This is a genomic window from Macellibacteroides fermentans (assembly GCF_013409575.1).
Taxonomy (GTDB): Bacteria; Bacteroidota; Bacteroidia; order Bacteroidales; family Tannerellaceae; genus Macellibacteroides; species Macellibacteroides fermentans.
In genome coordinates, this window is record NZ_JACCCY010000003.1 from 515,651 (window position 1) to 533,456 (window position 17,806).

A 17,806-nucleotide genomic window follows, 5' to 3' on the forward strand; every position below is an offset into this window, starting at 1 on the left:
TGATAAGACGTACAATATACTTCAATGGTTACACAAAGAACAAAGTTTTTTACAAAAATAAAAAAAGCCCGCCTAACACAAAGTCAGGCAGGCAGTTCTTTTTGCTTTTCAACGAAACAGTCTCCCGACTCCTTCCCTGCAAAGACTTGTTAACCTTAGATCTAAAATACTATGAAAAAAACTCGTTGCAAATATAAAACGAACTCTTCCATATTCAATCAAGTATTAACACAATTAATTGTTATATTGTCATATAAATTCTTAAATTTGATGTAAATCAATTTTTTCGGCCCCAATATTGAACTGTTCAGGTATATTATTCAAGATACCAAACAACTCATCAATGGTTTCTGCCCGAAGCATGGCTATGCGTGTAGACTTAAAATCGGCTATTCCCTTAAAGAGGGGAGTCGCAGCCAAATGTCGCCTGATATGTAAAATACCGCGCCGCTCGTCCAACCGTTCTATACTTTGCATCACCTGTCTTTTCAGCACATCCAGGTACCATTCAAAAGATTCGGCAGGCAGTTTGCTCCCGGTTTCCATAAAATGCTTTACCTCTCTGAATATCCAGGGGCGGCCGATACTTCCACGGCCAATCATTACGGCATCCACACCATAGGTATCGAAACGTTCTTTACATATTTCCGGAGAGGTAACATCTCCGTTACCGATAATAGGAATATGCATACGGGGATTGTTCTTAACCTGACCGATTAATTCCCAATCGGCTTCACCGGTATACATCTGGCTACGTGTACGGCCATGAATGGTAAGAGCTGCAATACCGCAATCCTGCAGCTGTTCAGCAAGCTCAACAATCACCTTGCTGTCGTGATCCCATCCCAGACGGGTCTTCACCGTTACCGGCAGATTCACCGCCTTAACAACCTCACGAGTTATTTCAAGCATCATCGGGATATTACGTAACATCCCGGAACCGGCTCCTTTACCTGCTACTTTCTTTACCGGACAACCAAAGTTTATGTCAATAATATTGGGCCCTGCCGTTTCGCAAATCTTAGCTGCTTCAACCATGGGTTCAACTTCCCTGCCATAAATCTGAATCGCCACGGGTCGTTCCTCATCAGATACTGTAAGCTTCTGATGGGTTTTAGATACGTTACGAATCAACGCATCACTGGAAACAAACTCTGTATAAACCATGTCGGCACCAAATTGCTTGCACATCAACCGAAATGCGATATCTGTAACATCTTCCATGGGAGCTAAAAAAACCGGACGTTCGCCTAAATCTATAGAACCAATTTTCATTATTGTAATGTATTATTAAAAAAAGAACAGAAAACATTCCGGATGTACTTCGTAGGGATACCCTGATCCAAACGATCCGTGTTCTCCGATAGATTGTATATTGGGGACAAAAGTACTGCTTTTCTTACAAGAAAGCAGTATATTTGCCACGTTATCAATTCTTAATGTTATGAAACGGCCACCCTGTTCATATCCACGTCAAGCACGAAAAATGAAGCATGTTGCCGGATCAATCGTATATTGTCTATAATTAGTTTGTATAAATATCAGATATAATTCAATATAAACTCATGAGAAAGAACCGATTTTCGCTAGTATTGTTCATTTTCGGACTACTTACAATCGCCGCCGCTCAGGCGCAGAAACCCACATCCCAAACAATTATCACCGCCAGCAATCCAAACATAGCCTATGTTGGCCGGGTAAGTTTCACTAACCCGGAGTCGCCCTGTTTTACCTATCCGGGGGTACAGATACGAGCCTGTTTTGAAGGAACTTCCATTGCAATGCGTGTAAAGCCAAATAGTGGTTACTTTATGGTTGAAATAGACAACCGCGAACCCTTCAAGGTTGCATCCCTCGAAAACGATTCAGTTGTACAGTTGGCCGACAACCTGGACGATATCCTGCATCAAATAACCATCACGCTTGCCTACGAAGGCTATCTGCGCAGACCCGAATTCAGGGGTTTCCTGCTGGATGCAGGAAGAACCATCCCCCAATTGCCACTGCTTCCCAAAAGGAAGATCGAATTCATCGGCAATTCAATTACCTGTGGATACGGAACCGAAGTTACCGATCCTAACGCTCCCTTCAAGGACGAGACTGAAAATCATTACTACACCTATGCTGCCGCCACTGCCCGCGCATTAAATGCACAAAGTCTGGTTGTTGCCCGTTCTGGCATCGGAATCTACCGCAATTACAATGGTCCAAAGACGGGCAACAAAGATTGTATGCCAGCCATGTACACACAGACTTTGTTTACAGATACGACCGAGGTATGGGACTTCAGCCGGTATACCCCTGATGTGGTATGTGTTAATCTGGGAACAAACGACGTAAGCACCCAACCTTACGATACCGGTTTATTAGAGCAGGGATATCGTAATTTTCTTAAAACGCTTCGGGGCTACTATCCCAAAGCAAAGATTGTACTATTAAGTGGTTGCATGTTAAAAGGAAAACCGCTTGAAGATGTCCAGACTGCCCTGAACCGTGTTGCACGCGAAGCCAATGAAGCAGGCGACAGCCAGGTATACCGGTTCAACCTTACTCCCGCCGACGGAAGTCTGGGTTACGGCGCAAGCTGGCATCCATCCAAGGCACAGCAGTACAAAGGGGCCGACGAGCTGGTTCCTTTCCTGCGTTCCATCACCGGATGGGAATATTAACCGATCGTTCGAATTTATGTATATTAAGAAGTTTTGGAATGGTTACAGGGCAAATTTATGTACCTTTGCACCCTGTAACCATTAAAACATCAAGAAGTTGAGCGAAAAAGAATTTGAAATAATGGCGCCTGTCGGTTCATACGAATCATTGATGGCTGCTATTCAGGGAGGTGCCGACTCTATCTATTTCGGCATCGAGGGACTGAACATGCGTTCACGTTCGTCCAACAATTTTACAACGGAAGACTTACACAAAATAGTCGCCATCTGCAAAGAGAACGGCATCAAAAGCTACCTGACCGTAAATACGGTTATCTACGGAGAGGATCTTTCATTAATGCGAACCATTATCGATGCCGCCAAAGAGGCAGATGTTTCGGCTATCATTGCCTCGGATGTAGCTTCCATGAGTTATGCCAGAAGCATCGGGGTGGAGGTGCACCTATCCACACAGCTAAACATATCGAACGTTGAAGCTCTTAAGTTTTATGCGCTGTTTGCCGATGTGGTTGTTCTGGCCCGCGAACTGAATCTCGAACAAGTAAGCGAAATATTCAGACAGATACAGGAGCAACAGATTAAAGGTCCTAACGGCCAGCTGATACGGATCGAAATGTTTGCCCACGGAGCTCTTTGCATGGCTGTTTCCGGTAAATGCTATTTGAGCCTGCACGAGATGAATGCATCGGCCAACCGTGGAGCCTGTATGCAGATCTGTCGCCGTGGCTATACCGTGAAGGACAAGGAGAGCAACATCGAACTGGATATAGACAACCAGTACATCATGTCGCCCAAGGACCTGAAGACGATTCATTTCATGAATAAAATGATGGATGCAGGGGTGCGTGTATTCAAGATAGAAGGACGTGCTCGCGGACCCGAATATGTACGCACCGTGACTTCCTGCTACAAAGAGGCCGTAGTAGCCTATTGTAACGGAACATATACCGACGAAAAGATTGAGGCATGGGACGAGCGGTTACGTTCGGTATTCAACCGGGGCTTCTGGGACGGTTATTACCTGGGACAACGGTTGGGCGAATGGAGCAGCAAGTACGGATCCGGTTCTACCAAACGCAAAGTATATGTGGCTAAGGGGATCAAGTATTTCAGTTCTCTGGGCGTAGCCGAATTCGAAATGGAGTCGGGTTCACTCAAGGTAGGCGACGAAATCCTGATTACCGGTCCCACCACCGGAGCAGTGATGCAGACCATCGATGAGATTCGCGTAGAACTCAATCCGGTTCAGGAAACCGTAAAGGGCGAACGCTTCTCGTTCAAGGTAGGAGAAAAAGTACGTCCATCGGATCGTCTGTACAAGATGGTTCCGGTAGAACAGAAAAAAGAGTTAAAATAACAAACACTACTAAAATCAGATTCCTGCCCTTGTGCGGCAAGGATCTGATTTCTTATATATCCATAATCAGAACTTGTATAAGCAATGAAATCATACATCTTTAAACTATCAATGAAGGTACGCGATTACGAATGCGATCTTCAGGGTGTTGTAAACAATGCCAATTACCAGCATTACCTGGAACATACCCGTCATGAATTTCTCGAATCATTGGGCGAAAACTTCGGAGCCATGCACGAAAAGGGCATAGACGCCTTTGTTTCCAGGGTGGATATCCAATACAAAACCCCTTTACGCAGCGGCGATACATTCACCTCCTGCCTAAACATCGTAAAAAACGGTCCCCGGTTACAATTCCTGCAAGACATTTACCGCGACAGCGATGGTGCGTTGGCAATTAAAGGCGTTGTTGAATCGGTGGTGGTAGACAACGGGCGGCTTACCCGGGGCGAATATTTCGACGACCTGTTACAACGGCATAATCTTCTTTAGTAAATCACATTATGAAATAACCATGACCGACAAACGAATTTACCAGATAGGACTTACGATGATTAACGGGGTGGGCGATATTCTTGCCCACCATCTTTTGGAATCTCTAGGAAACGAGGAGGCCATCTTTACTGAAAAGAAATCCCAACTCGAAAAAATAACAGGTATCGGTCCTACCCTGTCGACCGAGATCCTGCGCGCCGATGTACTGCAGAAAGCAGAAAAGGAGCTCACCTTTATTGAGAAAAACAAAATCGACTGCCATTTCTATACAGACAGTACCTACCCACACCGCCTTAAGCAGTGCGAAGACGCTCCCATCCTTTTTTATAGCAAAGGCAATATCAAACCGGATGTACAGAGGGTAATCAGCGTTGTGGGTACGCGCAACGCCACTACATACGGCAAGGATCTCACTGAATCCTTGATCCGGGATCTGGCGTTACACTTTCCAGATCTTCTGGTGCTAAGCGGACTAGCCTACGGAATCGACATCTGTGCACATCGCAGCGCCCTGCAGAATCAATTGCCTACCATCGGGGTTTTGGCTCACGGACTTGACCGGATATATCCGGCCATACACCGCAACACCGCCATTGAAATGTTGCAGCAAGGAGGATTAATAACCGACTTCCCCAGCGGAACAAATCCCGACAAACAGAATTTTATAAAAAGAAACCGTATCGTAGCGGGGTTATCAGATGCTACCCTCGTAGTTGAATCGTCCAGTAAAGGCGGATCACTCATTACGGCAGACATCGCCTTCTCCTATGGCCGGGATGTTTATTGTTTTCCGGGAAGAGTAGCTGACGAGCAATCCAAAGGTTGCAACAAACTGATCCGTGAAAATAAAGCAGGACTAATCACCTGTGCCGCCGATCTGATTGCGGCCCTGCGCTGGGAAAGTAACGAATCCCCCTCAAGCAATGTACAGCACAGCCTTGCATTTGAAGAAGAAAACGCTCATCCGATAGTCACACTTCTGAAGGAAAAAGGAGAGCTGCACGTAAATCAGATGGCCATCGCCTTGAATATTCCGATACGCAACCTAACCACACAGCTGTTTGAACTGGAGATGGAGGGAAAAATAAAAACCATGCCGGGGGGTATGTTCAGACTTGTAAGATGATTATAATAAAAAAAGGGAGATAGCTCCCCCTATAAACAATTAAAGGATGTCATCCCGACATCCCCTAACCAAACTTTGTTAACCTTAAATCTAATACTATTATGAAAAAACCACGATGCAAAGATACAGGCAAAAAGCCCTTTTGTCAAGTCTTTTTCAAATAAAACATGTTAAATAACATGCGCTGTTATGTCAAAAAGACTTAATCGAACCGAATTATATCACAAAATAGTCAAAATATATTAATTTTTGAATTTTATTAGTTATGTTTGTTACTCTATTGTACCATATCCCCACGAAAACAATTTAAGAATTTGATCAAAATGAAAAATCGAAGTTATTTAGTCTGGCTGTTGCTGCTGGGATTTATCCTTCCAATAACAGCCCAGCAACAAATGCAACCCCTTCCCATCGACCCTAAAGTACGTTATGGCAAACTGGCCAATGGACTGACCTATTACATCCGGCACAACGAACAACCCAAGGAAAGAGCCGATTTTTACATCGCCCAACGGGTTGGCTCCATGCAGGAAGAAGACAATCAGGCCGGACTGGCACACTTTCTTGAGCACATGGCCTTTAACGGAACCAAGAATTTTCCCGGGCATGGCATAGACGATTTTACTGAAAGTGTTGGAATACGCGGAGGCGAAAACCTCAACGCATATACTTCGTTCGATGAAACCGTTTATATGATTATGAACGCCCCGGTAAACCGCCGCGAAGTGGTAGACTCTTGCTTGTTGATCCTGCACGACTGGTCAGGATTCATTGCCTTGGAAGACTCCGCCATCGAGAAAGAACGCGGTGTAATTCGCGAAGAGTGGCGTACCCGTCAGGATGCCCAGGCTCGTCTGTGGGAGCAACAGTTACCCAAAATGTTTCCCGGTAGCCGGTATGCCAACCGCATGCCCATCGGGTCCATCAACGTAATCAATAATTTTAAGTACGATGAAATACGTGCCTATTACAAAAAATGGTACCGTCCGGATCTGCAAGCAGTAATTATCGTAGGCGATGTAGACGTAGACCAGGTTGAGAACAGCCTGAAACAGATGTTTACCGATATCCCCAAACCGGTTAATCCCGCCGAACGCGTCTTGCACCAGGTGCCGGATAACGATCTTCCGCTAGTTTCGGTAGCAACGGATAAAGAGGCATCCAACACCATTCTGTACCTCTTCTACAAACACGACAAGCTTCCCCGCGACCTTTATGCAACCCCCATGGGCCTTGTGATGGATTACATCCGCAATGTAGCCAGCAGTATGATGAACGACCGGTTCAACGAGCTGCTTCAGAAAGGGAACCCTCCCTTTGTGGATGCCCAGGCTTCCGACGGCGAATATATGATAGCCAAATCTAAAGACGCGTGGACAGTTGCCTGCCTGGCCAAGGAAGACCACATAAACGAAGCCCTTACGGCCATGGTGGTGGAAACACAGCGACTCAAGAAATTCGGCTTCACAGCATCCGAATACGAACGGGCACGCATCAATGTGCTTAAGAACTACGAAACACATTTCAACGAACGCGATAAGCAGAAAAACGATGCCTACACCAACGAATATGTTACTCACTTTACCGATGGAGGATATATTCCGGGTATCGAGACCGAGTATGCGCTGATTAACCAGATTGCACCGGGTATACCTGTTGAGCAGATAAACCAGTATATACAGGACATGATTGGCGATAAAAATATCGTTATCTCTCTTACAGGTCCCGAAAAAGCCGGACTCACCTACCCCACCGAAGACGATCTGCTGCGTACCTTTATGAAAGCCCAGAAGCAAGAGGTTGAAGCGTACAAGGAAACTGTCTCAAACGAACCTCTTATTGCCAGAGAACCTACTCCTGGAACCATTCTGAAAGAAGAGAAAGACCCCTTGTTCGGGGCAACCGTTCTTACCCTTGGAAATGGGGTTAAGGTAGTTGTGAAACCTACTGAACTGAAAAAAGATGAGGTATTGATGACCGCCACCAGTCCGGGTGGTAGTTCACTGTTTGGCAAAGAAGATGCAGCCAACCTGAAACTTTTTAACGATGTGATTGGACTGGGCGGTTTGGGTAACTTCAGTGCAGTGGATCTTCCCAAAGTCCTTGCCGGGAAGAAAGCCTCCGTATCAGCAAGTCTGGGTATGGATAACGAAAGTCTGAACGGACAATCAACTCCGGCCGACCTGAAAACTCTCTTCCAGCTGATCTATCTTCAGTTTACAGCCCTGCGCCCCGATACCGAAGCCTATACATCTTTTGAGGGACGTACCAAAGCTCAGTTAAAAAACTACGAACTCAATCCGATGGTTGCCTTCAGCGACACCATAACCAAGGAAATTTACAATAATAATCCAAGGACGGTGCGACTAAAAGAGAGTGATTTCGAGAAGATAAGCTACCAACGCATCCTTGATATGTATAAGGAACGCTTTGCCGATGCATCCGACTTTACCTTCACCTTTGTGGGTAATATAAATCAAGACAGCCTCAAGCTATATGCCAAACAATATCTGGCCACCCTTCCCTCTCTCAAAAGAGTGGAAAAAGGAAATGTAAACGAGGTACCGGCTATACGTAAAGGCTCGGCGGTGAACCATTTTGCCCGTTCACTTCAAACTCCCAAGGCTTCGGTAGTGAACTTTTTCAGCGGCGAATTGCCTTATACCCTCGAAAACCGGCTTACACTTACCATGTTCAAGCAGATTCTTGATCTGGTGTACATGGAGAAAGTACGCGAAGATGAAGGAGGAACCTACGGAGTGCAGACTTCGGCTCAAATTTCGAGCTTCCCCGAAGGACGCACCGTTTTGCAGACCTATTTCGATACAGATCCTGCCAAGCGTGCCCAGATGAACTCCATCGTACACAATGAGCTAAAAAGAATAGCGGAAACTGGTCCTCGTCCGGAAGATTTCAATAAGACGAAGGAAAACCTGCTAAAGAAACATGCCGAAGCATTGCAGGAAAACAGCTATTGGTTAAATACGATCGACACCTATTACTTTAAGAAACGTGACGATCACAGCACCTATGATGCAACATTGAATGCGATCACCCCTACAAGTATTCAAAACCTGGCCAAGTCTCTGTTAAAACAAGGCAACACCGTCGAAGTGGTTATGGAACCCTCGCACTAAGGTAAGGCACCCCATACAAAAAGAGCAAATGGAAAACCATTTGCTCTTTTTATTTTATCCACAATGTTCAAATAAATACTATTGCCCGGTTGTATAGAACAAGCCGGCTTCCGGACCAAGCGGCAATGCCAGCCATATCCAGACAATCATCAAGGCACTCCATACCAAGAAAAAGGCAAACGAATAAGGCAGCATAGTTGCCATCAATGTACCTATACCCGCCTTGGGTTCGTATTTCTGGTAATACACTATAATTAAAGCAAAGAAACTCATCATCGGCGAGATTATATTGGTTACACTATCCCCTATTCTGAAAACTGCCTGCGACAGTTCGGGCGAATAACCCAACAGCATAAAAATAGGAATAAAGACGGGTCCCATGATAGCCCACTTGGCCGATGCACTCCCCATAAACATATTTATAAAACCAGACAGTATCACAAACAGCACCACCAAAGGAATAATACCCATATCCACAGCCTGCAACCAGGCAGCCCCCTTCAGAGCAATCAGCAATCCCAGGTTACTCCATTTGAACCAAGCTACAAACTGAGCGGCAAAAAAGACCAGTACAAGAAAAGAGACCAATCCCTTAAAGCTGTGATTCATTCCGGCTATCACATCCTCGTGCTTTTTAAAAGTGCCGGCCACATAGCCATACACGATACCACAGGCAGCGGTAAGGATAAACAAGAACGATATGAATCCCTTCAGAACCGGCGAATGCAGTACCTGATTATCGGCTCCACGCAAGAACCCATGGTCGGGCACCAATCCCCAGACAACCACCCCCATAAAAAGTGCCAATGTAATTCCCGCCCAACGCAGACCGCTTTTCTCTCTTGAAGTCAGATCGGTAATCTCCTCCTTGGGTACATCCCCGGAATAATGGCCCAATCTCGGTTCCACAAACCGTTTGGTAACCCAGGTACCGGTCACAGCAATCACGATGGTAGACACAGCCATAAAATAGTAATTGGCCGTGGGCATTACATAATAATCAGGATCCAGGATACGGGCCGCTTCGGTGGATAATCCCGCTAATAGCGGATCGATAGTGCCAATAATCAGGTTGGCACTGAATCCACCGCTAACACCGGCAAAAGCTGCAGACATACCGGCGATGGGATGTCTGCCCAACGAATGAAAAATCACACCAGCCAAAGGAATTATCAGGATATATCCTAAGTCGGAAGCCACATTTGAAAGAATTCCGGTTAGCACCACCATAAATGTAATCGAACTTTTGGGAGCCTTAATCAGCAATGCATTGATAGCCGCCCGGATCAGGCCGCTACTTTCGGCCACTCCGATTCCCAACATGGCAACCATTACAATACCCAACGGAGCAAATCCTGTATAGTTATCAACCATATCCAGCAATATGCGATGAAGCCCCTCCTTTGAAAGAAGATTAACCACCTCAACCAACTCACCGGTAGCCGGATGGATACCATTCCAACCCAACCAATGTCCCACACCCGAAAACACCAACGTAAATCCAGCAAACAACCCGAACAATGCCGCAGGATGAGGTAACGCATTTCCAACCCTCTCCACCATATGCATCAGGTTAAGGTTATAAATTTTTTTGTCAAAAAATTTCATCATTCTATTCATATATTTTGGAAGCAGATTATTCAAAAAAGACAGGATCCGTAACAAACCGGATACATTATGTAACAAATCACGCCCCTTCTGAACAAATATACAATAAAACCCTTAAACTTCAAACATACAAGCAGATAACAACTTTACCAGATTGCGATAGCTGATTTTGGATTATCCTTTTGTGATTAAGAATTACACACTTAAGAATTCAGGAAAATCATTTGATATCCTATACCCCTGATCGGTTCTATTTTGATGACAGCTATTTGTTTCAAATGTGTTCGTAAATGTCGAATCGCATTAGCTACAGCATCGCGATCCGTTTTAGATAATCCATTTTTTATCGATCGGGACAATACGTCTATGCATATATTTTCATAAGTCAATTTCTGTTGTTCAACTTGAATGAAAGAACAAAATAGTCTTAATGAATTCTCTGTCAAACGGATATTCGTGTCATTTTTATAGCATAAATCACCATGTTCTTCATTAAAAAACAAATCTTTTGATAATTCCACCCACTTGATTCTTTTATCCTGGATTAATGGCTCAGGAATTGGTAAGCGTTTTTCCTTTTCCAGCAATTCCTGTTGATGTTGTTTCAGATTTTCTTGTTGCCGTTGCAGTTCTAACCTCTCTTCTTCTTGTTGTTGATTTAATACCAGCTGTTCTTGCTCTTTTTGCTTCAACTGCAATTCTTGCTCTGCAACCCTCTGCATCTTTCGATACCAGAAACAGTAGCCACCAGTAACCGAACCAAACAATAAAAGCCATCCTCCCACAATAATCCACATTAGCGGACTATGTCGCCAAACCGTTCCAAAAGGGAATTGTATATAGGCTTGTAACATGATATTTCTATCGGGATTCTCATCAATCCGATAGATAAATTGTTTTAAGGGAATCGCTTCTTCATAAAAAATACTGTCGGAGGAAGTATTAATAACATGACCATTCCACTTACAACGAATAGCTGTATTTGCCTCAATTTTACGTTCTAAAAGTGTAGTACGAAAGAGACTGTCCAACAAAGTACGGGTTGAATCACGGTAAAATAAAAAATCCTGATCACACCATTCACTTTTCTCAGCACCCGATATTGCATTAGGAGATTTTTGGGGATTATAGTTCCCGAACACTCTCCCTATCTGTAACGTTTTTTCTCGCTGCAACACATCTGTAAACACAAGAGAAGACTCTGAACACAACTTATTTTGTTGTATATGAAAAGCACTCTGCAGCCACCAGCCGAATAAAAAGGTCAGCCCTACACAACATACTATCATCAAAATCTTTTGTTTCATATTCATTTCATCTCACTTTTCCATTGATTCCAGATTAAGTTCTCTGATAATTCGCTGACAGTCATGCTGTGGTTCAGAAAGTTACCTCAATTAATCCTTGACCGTCCATTTAATTGTTGTTTAAGTTTATTATATATATACTTTTGCATTAACCATACTTGCTACTGAAGTAATCTTGGCTTTTTTAATAATTGATAAAAAAGGAAGCGTTTTTGTAATTGCAAAACAACAAATAACAACGCCCCTATGTATAAAGGACTTAACAAAGATACTATTGCAAATGAGATAATCCCTCATTTATCAGTTGCTTTATCTTATTTTAATTTAATAGTAATATGAGAAATATCTTTATCTTGCTTTTTACACTATGCTTTGTCATGTGTGCCCCCAGACAATCGGATAACACTATCTCTGTTGACTTAGATCACCCAGAGAAAGCCTCTTTATTCGACTACTTCCGTTCCATAGACCTTATTCCGTTGGAAACATCATCTGATGCTCTTGTCCAAGCACTTACCAAAGTGGTTGAACATGATGATAAGTATTATGCATTGGATAAGCCCCAATGTCTTATTTTTGTGTTTGATAAGGCCGGTAAATTTCTATATAAAATAGGAACAAAGGGACAAGGAGCTGGAGAATATGCATTTATTTCGGATTTTAATATTAATCCCTTTTCCGGCAATCTGGAAATATTGGAACCTTATGGACGAATACATGTCTATAGTTTATTGGGGGATTTTATTGAAACCAAACGAATTTCTTATCCGGAGTTTAAGGTGGCTCACTCGCTTGCAGCTTTAGATAATGATATTTATGTGTCTCATTCTCTGTTTGAACCTAAAAAAATTGCTTATTTCGATTTGAATAAACAAAAATTATTACATGAAGAATTTGAAGAAGATATATCTATCGGAAGTTATTCACAAATACCCTATCAATATAAAGATGAATGGTTCTTTTACCGACCGTTCCATCCTATTGTTTATAAAATAGGAAAAAAGCATTTGGAAGCCTTTTTTAAATTTGATTTTGAGAAATACACCAAAGATGGTAGAACTGCTGTTCTCTCGCAAGAGGCTAAAATGAATTTTACTAAGAATATAGAAGAAATGTATGCTCAATATTCTTACATGATACAGGCTGTAAGACATAACGACAAATATATATTCGCATCTGTTTTGTGGAAAGATAACGACCATAGGGCAAATATCATCTATGACAAATCCACCGGCAAATCCAAATATATCATAGAATTTGATGAAAAAGTGTGGTTTAACTCGTATCGTGGAGAAGAAATCATAGTTACAGACCAATATGCCATGATGCCTATCCAATGGGTTGATTTAGAAAAACGTGTGACCAAGGAGATGCTGAACGACAAGCAACAAATTATTTTGGAAAAACTGTTACAGGCGGATAGAGAACAAAATCCGATACTGATTAAATATTGGTTCAAATGAAGGGGAAATCAACACTATAATTTTAAAGTGCGTGCAGCCTATTTTTACTGTTTAATATCGGTTTATTTTTTTTGAATCTCAATTTATCATTGATCCGGATTAAGGTCGATGACAATTTGATGACATTTCTCTGACAATTTGCTGACATACATGCTGTAGTTCAGCCAGTTACCAAAACTCACTCTTGACTGCTCTTTTAACTGTTGTTTAAGTCTATTTTATCTATATTTTTGCATTAACCATGACTTGCTCCTATTAATTAAGCAACTCACAAGAAATTGTTGTAAAAGCAGTATGCTACATTTATTTTACAACAATTTCTAAAAAAATCAACAATATGAATAAGCTGTTTTTTACTATTTCAATCTTATGTATCTGGTTGACATCTTGTAACCAATTAAACAACAAACAAATAGAAAGTAATATTATTGATTTCGACAATCTAAGTGACAGTGAATTCGAAATCAAAGATATCGAATACATCCCTTTGGAAACAAAAGAATATTGTTTACTAGGAGATATCAATAAAATCATCTACAAGAACGATAAATTTTATATTCTGGATAGGGATCAAAACAAAGGGGTTTACATTTTTGATAAAGATGGGAAATTTATATCTTCCATAAACAAACAAGGAGAAGGGGCCGGAGAATATATTGAAATAATTGATATGGACGTTGATAATGAAAACAATATCTATGTTGCCGATAATGCCCAATCTAATATTATCAAATATGCACAAGCAGATCCGGATAATTACGAAGTTATACATGTGGGAGAACACTTTTTGGAATTCTGCTATCTTGATAAACAATCCTTCATATTAAGAGATGTTTTCGGTCCGGAAGGACAAAAAATGAAATTAGCTTGTTTCAATCATGCAAAGAACTCTGTTACGTCCATCCTGGATAGTAAGTATAAAAACATCAATGAAATGGATATCATGAGGTGTTCAAAACATTATCTTTATCGCTCTAACGGAAAAATCTATTATAATGAAAGATTCACACCTACTATATATTCTATTTCCCCAAAAGGCGAACTGATTGATCAGTATACAGTTTTTTCAAAATATTACATTTCAGAAGATGGACTAAAAGAGCTTGAGAAGAATCCTGGTAAGTTCATACAGGAGACCGATCATGTCAAAGATATTATCAGCCTATATGAAAATGAGGAGTATTTCGTATGTATGCCCTTCATTACACCATCCGCGACCTATGTGCTTATACCTAAAAACAAAGCCCTACAAACTAAAAAAATAGACCTTATGAACGAAATGGCACTTCAAGGAACATCACAAATTGAGGGCGTTGCGAAAAATAAATTCTTTGTTCTTATGAATTATTCAGAACTACAAGCTAAATTACAAAAAGATAATAGCAAATTGAAATCATGGAATGAGGAATCTAATCCAGTTTTAGTCTTATTTTCTATCAAATAAAACTGAAACTTATCAGATGAAGAAAAAGATCTACGGAATAGTCCTTATCAATATCATGGCTATGGCAGACGGCTGGAATTTCAACCAGCGCAAAAAAAAAGTGGAAGTATTGAACAAAGTCCAACTCTTTTTTTACAACAAACAACCTTTAAAAATATAATTAAATGATTTATATAAAAGCCATATTGTCAAGCGTACTTTTTTACTTATCTGTTCTTGTAACGATATAGCAAAAAATGGAGACACAAATGAACGATTAATATCTGTCAATTTAGAAAAGATTAGTAACCCAGATTTTAAAGAGATTTTTAATTCTATAGAAATTTGCCCCTTAGAAACAAATGATTCTTCACTTATTGGTAATTTTTTCAATACTAAAAAAGCCTTTTATATCCCAAATAAATATTATGTTGTCATTGACGGCAACTATGTAATTCATATTTTCAATATGAAAGGAGAATTTATTTCGAATTCATCCAAATGTATTGGTCAAGGTCCCCAAGAATATTACATATTACAAGATGTAGTATATAACTATCATAATAACACACTCGACATACTTGATCCTTTTGGAAATATTTCTATTTATGACATAAATTTTAATTTTATCTCAAAGGATAAAATTAAAGCACAGACAAAAGATAGATTCAGAAAATTATTTGCTCTGAATAAAAGTCAATATATTCTCTTTGACAATGCTGAGAAAGGAGTTTTTACCATTTATGATTTAAATAAAAATAAAACAATAAAAAAAATATCATACGCAGGATTAATTGCAGAATCAACAGCGATTACCTCTCCTTTCAATTTCTCAAAAGACATTTCATATTTTACACCTCCAGAGGTTAACAATTATCTCTTTATATATAAAGAAAAAGAAATGGAGTTAATACCTAGTTATTACATTGAAGGAGGGAATAAAAGCATAGACAAAATAGATTTAAATAAATTTAATTCGGTAGAAGAAAAATCGGAATTTATACTCAGAGACTCTCCTAAATATTCTCCTATAGACAGGCTATATAATGAAAAATATATCATATCAACATATATAAAACAGCAAGAATTATTTATTAACATTTACAATTTAGAAACAAACAACAATAAGACTTTCAAAAAAGATAAAAATGTAAGTCCTAATTTACCTTCCTTCTTTTCTATTGAAGGAAAAACCGTCTATGCCATCATTTATCCTACTGATATAGGTCAATTTATAGACAATGATCTAATTACAAATAAAAACATTCTTCAAACAATAAAAGAAGATGATAATCCATGCATCATTAAATATGAACTAAAATTATAACACCATGAGAAACAAACTCAAAGACTATTTATCCTCCAATACACTTGCAAAATTCCTGGACGACAAGATATTAGTTCTAAACTCTACTGGTACAGTAAATCGCAAACAGCACGTCAAAGTAAAGATAAAAGGGAATGATCAGTGATTAAACAAGTGGGAGTTTGCTGTACCAACGTCGAAATTGAACAAGCAAACTCCCAGAGACCCGGAAAGTAAGTGTTTGATAGTAATATAACCGACAAACTGAATAAATCGTTACGTTCACGAAGTTGGCTTTAGAAAACATTGAAGCTTTAGTAAATAGTGAAAGTTGTAATGAACACTATTGGTGCTGTGGATATACAGACATATGCACTTCAGATTCGGGAAATGAAATAAAAGGCAAATTACAAGATAAACACTGAAAATAACAGACTAAGTAGCAATCAATCCCATATTACACGTAAAATGAAACATATATATATTTTTATTATATCATTTATATTACTCTCTACGTCATGTTCTAAGAGAGAAAAGGATTTTCCAGACTCAATATTCTCTACTACTTTAGAGTTATCCCAAAGTGATTTTAATATTGAAGAAAAAGATTTAGCTCAAATAGAAGGAATACATTGTAATGATAGTGTACTTATTGTTTTGGACTTCCATTCAGGTGACAGTTACACTCTTTTTGATATAAATTCAGGAAAGATTATTAGGCGTTTTGGAGCAATAGGACAAGGGCCTAATGAAATACCATTAGGAACATACGGATATATTGAAGATAAGTATTTTTATCTTTTTTACGACCAAATTGGATACATAGGAAAGTATTCAATAGATTCTTTGTGTAATACAAAAAGCATTTCACATCCTCATAGATTAGCCAAATATCAATTGGAAGAAACTCAGTTATCAAGAGCAATATCATTAAATGATTCTATTTTCTTAGGAGCTGGTACTTATAAGTCTAAATTTCAATACACACTTTTCAATAAATACAACAATATTTTAGATTACGGTATAGAAATATACAATTCCAATAGTAAAGATTTCAATAAATACCACAAATTCTTATCAAATCAGGGGAACTTAAAAAAACGCCCTAACAGGAATCAATTTGTATATTCACTGAACTTTTCCTCAAATTTAGATATTGTGGAAATAAACAATAATAAAATACATTTAATTAAATCTCTCCATTTTGCTAATCCAAATTATCAACCAGTAAGCAATGACAACTTAAATCGAGTAATACCATCAAAAGAAAATATTATCGGTTACCTTGATATCTGCGCTACAAAAGAATACATATATGCTTTATATGCAGACAAAAAGAGATTTACAGACAACAAAAGCAATAATTATAATTCAGATACTATATTAGTATTTGATTGGAATGGTAATCCCATCAGAAAGCTAAAGTTAACAAATGAAGCTTACTATATATGCATAAATGAGGATCGTCAAATGCTTTATGCGGCAGTAAAAGATGCCTCTTATGGCTGGTCTATCATATCATACAAATTATAAGTTGGTTATAGAATAAAAAAGATTCCCTATCATTAAATATAATTATATTTTAAAAAATAAACAATTTAACACCATGAGCAACAAACACCAGGACTGGTTATCCTCCAATTCACTTACAGAATACCCGAACGACCGGATATTAGTTCTAAACTCTGTTGGCACAGTAGATAGCGAACAGCCCGTCAAAGTAAAGATAAAGGGGAATGTTCTGGGATGATGGTAATATGACCGACAAACAGAATGACACAGATGCCATTCGAGTATCCGAGCTGAAAAACAGTAGTCAAAGATAGAAAATAGCCTAATAAACAACTATTTTAACTAATAGTTTAAAGAAAAATAAAGTTCAGATGAGTTCATTATAAAAATTAATAAAATCACA

General features: G+C 39.8%; 15 protein-coding genes. 12 read left to right on the plus strand and 3 right to left on the minus strand.

Going from position 1 to position 17,806, the window contains the following annotated elements; genetic code table 11:
- Positions 1-261 precede the first annotated feature (261 nt).
- On the minus strand, positions 262-1,275 hold the full coding sequence (dusB, locus tag F5613_RS11535) for a tRNA dihydrouridine synthase DusB (RefSeq protein WP_068181436.1): 1,014 nt from the start codon (positions 1,273-1,275) through the stop codon (positions 262-264).
- Positions 1,276-1,565: 290 nt separating this feature from the next.
- Here dusB and F5613_RS11540 point away from each other — a divergent pair, with 290 nt between their 5' ends.
- The 5 genes from F5613_RS11540 (at position 1,566) to F5613_RS11560 (ending at position 8,784) form a co-directional block, all read left to right on the plus strand.
- Entirely contained in the window at positions 1,566-2,669 is a 1,104-nt protein-coding gene (locus F5613_RS11540; RefSeq protein ID WP_179399858.1) for an SGNH/GDSL hydrolase family protein, read from the plus strand.
- Between the two features lie 97 nt (positions 2,670-2,766).
- Positions 2,767-4,026: a peptidase U32 family protein gene (locus F5613_RS11545; RefSeq protein WP_179399859.1), complete on the plus strand. Its 1,260-nt coding sequence runs from the start codon at positions 2,767-2,769 to the stop codon at positions 4,024-4,026.
- A gap of 84 nt (positions 4,027-4,110) precedes the next feature.
- Positions 4,111-4,518 carry an acyl-CoA thioesterase gene (locus F5613_RS11550; RefSeq protein WP_068181428.1) on the plus strand — a complete coding sequence of 136 codons (408 nt, stop codon included), beginning with the start codon at positions 4,111-4,113 and terminating at the stop codon, positions 4,516-4,518.
- 22 nt (positions 4,519-4,540) lie between these two features.
- Positions 4,541-5,647, plus strand: coding sequence for a DNA-processing protein DprA (dprA, locus tag F5613_RS11555; RefSeq protein ID WP_179399860.1), 1,107 nt, complete (start codon positions 4,541-4,543; stop codon positions 5,645-5,647).
- A 323-nt stretch (positions 5,648-5,970) separates the two neighbouring features.
- Positions 5,971-8,784 (plus strand): M16 family metallopeptidase, encoded by a 2,814-nt coding sequence (locus tag F5613_RS11560; RefSeq protein WP_179399861.1) that lies wholly within the window; start codon positions 5,971-5,973, stop codon positions 8,782-8,784.
- 78 nt (positions 8,785-8,862) lie between these two features.
- Here F5613_RS11560 and F5613_RS11565 read toward each other — a convergent pair whose 3' ends face one another.
- Positions 8,863-10,395, minus strand: coding sequence for an AbgT family transporter (locus F5613_RS11565; protein ID WP_246303400.1), 1,533 nt, complete (start codon positions 10,393-10,395; stop codon positions 8,863-8,865).
- 200 nt (positions 10,396-10,595) lie between these two features.
- Entirely contained in the window at positions 10,596-11,699 is a 1,104-nt protein-coding gene (locus F5613_RS11570) for a hypothetical protein (RefSeq protein WP_179399862.1), read from the minus strand.
- Between the two features lie 335 nt (positions 11,700-12,034).
- Between F5613_RS11570 and F5613_RS11575 the strand changes: the two genes are divergently transcribed.
- From F5613_RS11575 to F5613_RS11605, 7 genes are all read left to right on the plus strand, one after another.
- Positions 12,035-13,162: a 6-bladed beta-propeller gene (locus tag F5613_RS11575; protein ID WP_179399863.1), complete on the plus strand. Its 1,128-nt coding sequence runs from the start codon at positions 12,035-12,037 to the stop codon at positions 13,160-13,162.
- A 337-nt stretch (positions 13,163-13,499) separates the two neighbouring features.
- On the plus strand, positions 13,500-14,606 hold the full coding sequence (locus F5613_RS11580) for a 6-bladed beta-propeller (RefSeq protein ID WP_179399864.1): 1,107 nt from the start codon (positions 13,500-13,502) through the stop codon (positions 14,604-14,606).
- 16 nt (positions 14,607-14,622) lie between these two features.
- Positions 14,623-14,766, plus strand: coding sequence for a hypothetical protein (locus F5613_RS11585; protein ID WP_179399865.1), 144 nt, complete (start codon positions 14,623-14,625; stop codon positions 14,764-14,766).
- A gap of 66 nt (positions 14,767-14,832) precedes the next feature.
- Positions 14,833-15,912 carry a 6-bladed beta-propeller gene (locus tag F5613_RS11590; RefSeq protein WP_317171246.1) on the plus strand — a complete coding sequence of 360 codons (1,080 nt, stop codon included), beginning with the start codon at positions 14,833-14,835 and terminating at the stop codon, positions 15,910-15,912.
- A gap of 4 nt (positions 15,913-15,916) precedes the next feature.
- Positions 15,917-16,057, plus strand: coding sequence for a hypothetical protein (locus tag F5613_RS11595; RefSeq protein ID WP_179399866.1), 141 nt, complete (start codon positions 15,917-15,919; stop codon positions 16,055-16,057).
- Between the two features lie 302 nt (positions 16,058-16,359).
- Positions 16,360-17,424 (plus strand): BF3164 family lipoprotein, encoded by a 1,065-nt coding sequence (locus tag F5613_RS11600; protein ID WP_179399867.1) that lies wholly within the window; start codon positions 16,360-16,362, stop codon positions 17,422-17,424.
- Between the two features lie 73 nt (positions 17,425-17,497).
- On the plus strand, positions 17,498-17,641 hold the full coding sequence (locus tag F5613_RS11605) for a hypothetical protein (protein WP_179399868.1): 144 nt from the start codon (positions 17,498-17,500) through the stop codon (positions 17,639-17,641).
- The last annotated feature ends 165 nt before the right edge of the window (positions 17,642-17,806 follow it).

What these genes read in the sequence shown, in the direction of transcription:
- F5613_RS11540 (WP_179399858.1), top strand. Translation starts at nt 1,566, where the DNA reads ATGAGAAAGAACCGATTTTCGCTAGTATTGTTCATTTTCGGACTACTT.
- F5613_RS11550 (WP_068181428.1), top strand. Translation starts at nt 4,111, where the DNA reads ATGAAATCATACATCTTTAAACTATCAATGAAGGTACGCGATTACGAA.
- F5613_RS11580 (WP_179399864.1), top strand. Translation starts at nt 13,500, where the DNA reads ATGAATAAGCTGTTTTTTACTATTTCAATCTTATGTATCTGGTTGACA.
- F5613_RS11585 (WP_179399865.1), top strand. Translation starts at nt 14,623, where the DNA reads ATGAAGAAAAAGATCTACGGAATAGTCCTTATCAATATCATGGCTATG.
- dusB (WP_068181436.1), bottom strand. Translation starts at nt 1,275, where the DNA reads ATGAAAATTGGTTCTATAGATTTAGGCGAACGTCCGGTTTTTTTAGCT.
- F5613_RS11605 (WP_179399868.1), top strand. Translation starts at nt 17,498, where the DNA reads ATGAGCAACAAACACCAGGACTGGTTATCCTCCAATTCACTTACAGAA.
- F5613_RS11595 (WP_179399866.1), top strand. Translation starts at nt 15,917, where the DNA reads ATGAGAAACAAACTCAAAGACTATTTATCCTCCAATACACTTGCAAAA.
- dprA (WP_179399860.1), top strand. Translation starts at nt 4,541, where the DNA reads ATGACCGACAAACGAATTTACCAGATAGGACTTACGATGATTAACGGG.
- F5613_RS11575 (WP_179399863.1), top strand. Translation starts at nt 12,035, where the DNA reads ATGAGAAATATCTTTATCTTGCTTTTTACACTATGCTTTGTCATGTGT.
- F5613_RS11565 (WP_246303400.1), bottom strand. Translation starts at nt 10,395, where the DNA reads ATGATGAAATTTTTTGACAAAAAAATTTATAACCTTAACCTGATGCAT.
- F5613_RS11600 (WP_179399867.1), top strand. Translation starts at nt 16,360, where the DNA reads ATGAAACATATATATATTTTTATTATATCATTTATATTACTCTCTACG.
- F5613_RS11560 (WP_179399861.1), top strand. Translation starts at nt 5,971, where the DNA reads ATGAAAAATCGAAGTTATTTAGTCTGGCTGTTGCTGCTGGGATTTATC.
- F5613_RS11570 (WP_179399862.1), bottom strand. Translation starts at nt 11,699, where the DNA reads ATGAAACAAAAGATTTTGATGATAGTATGTTGTGTAGGGCTGACCTTT.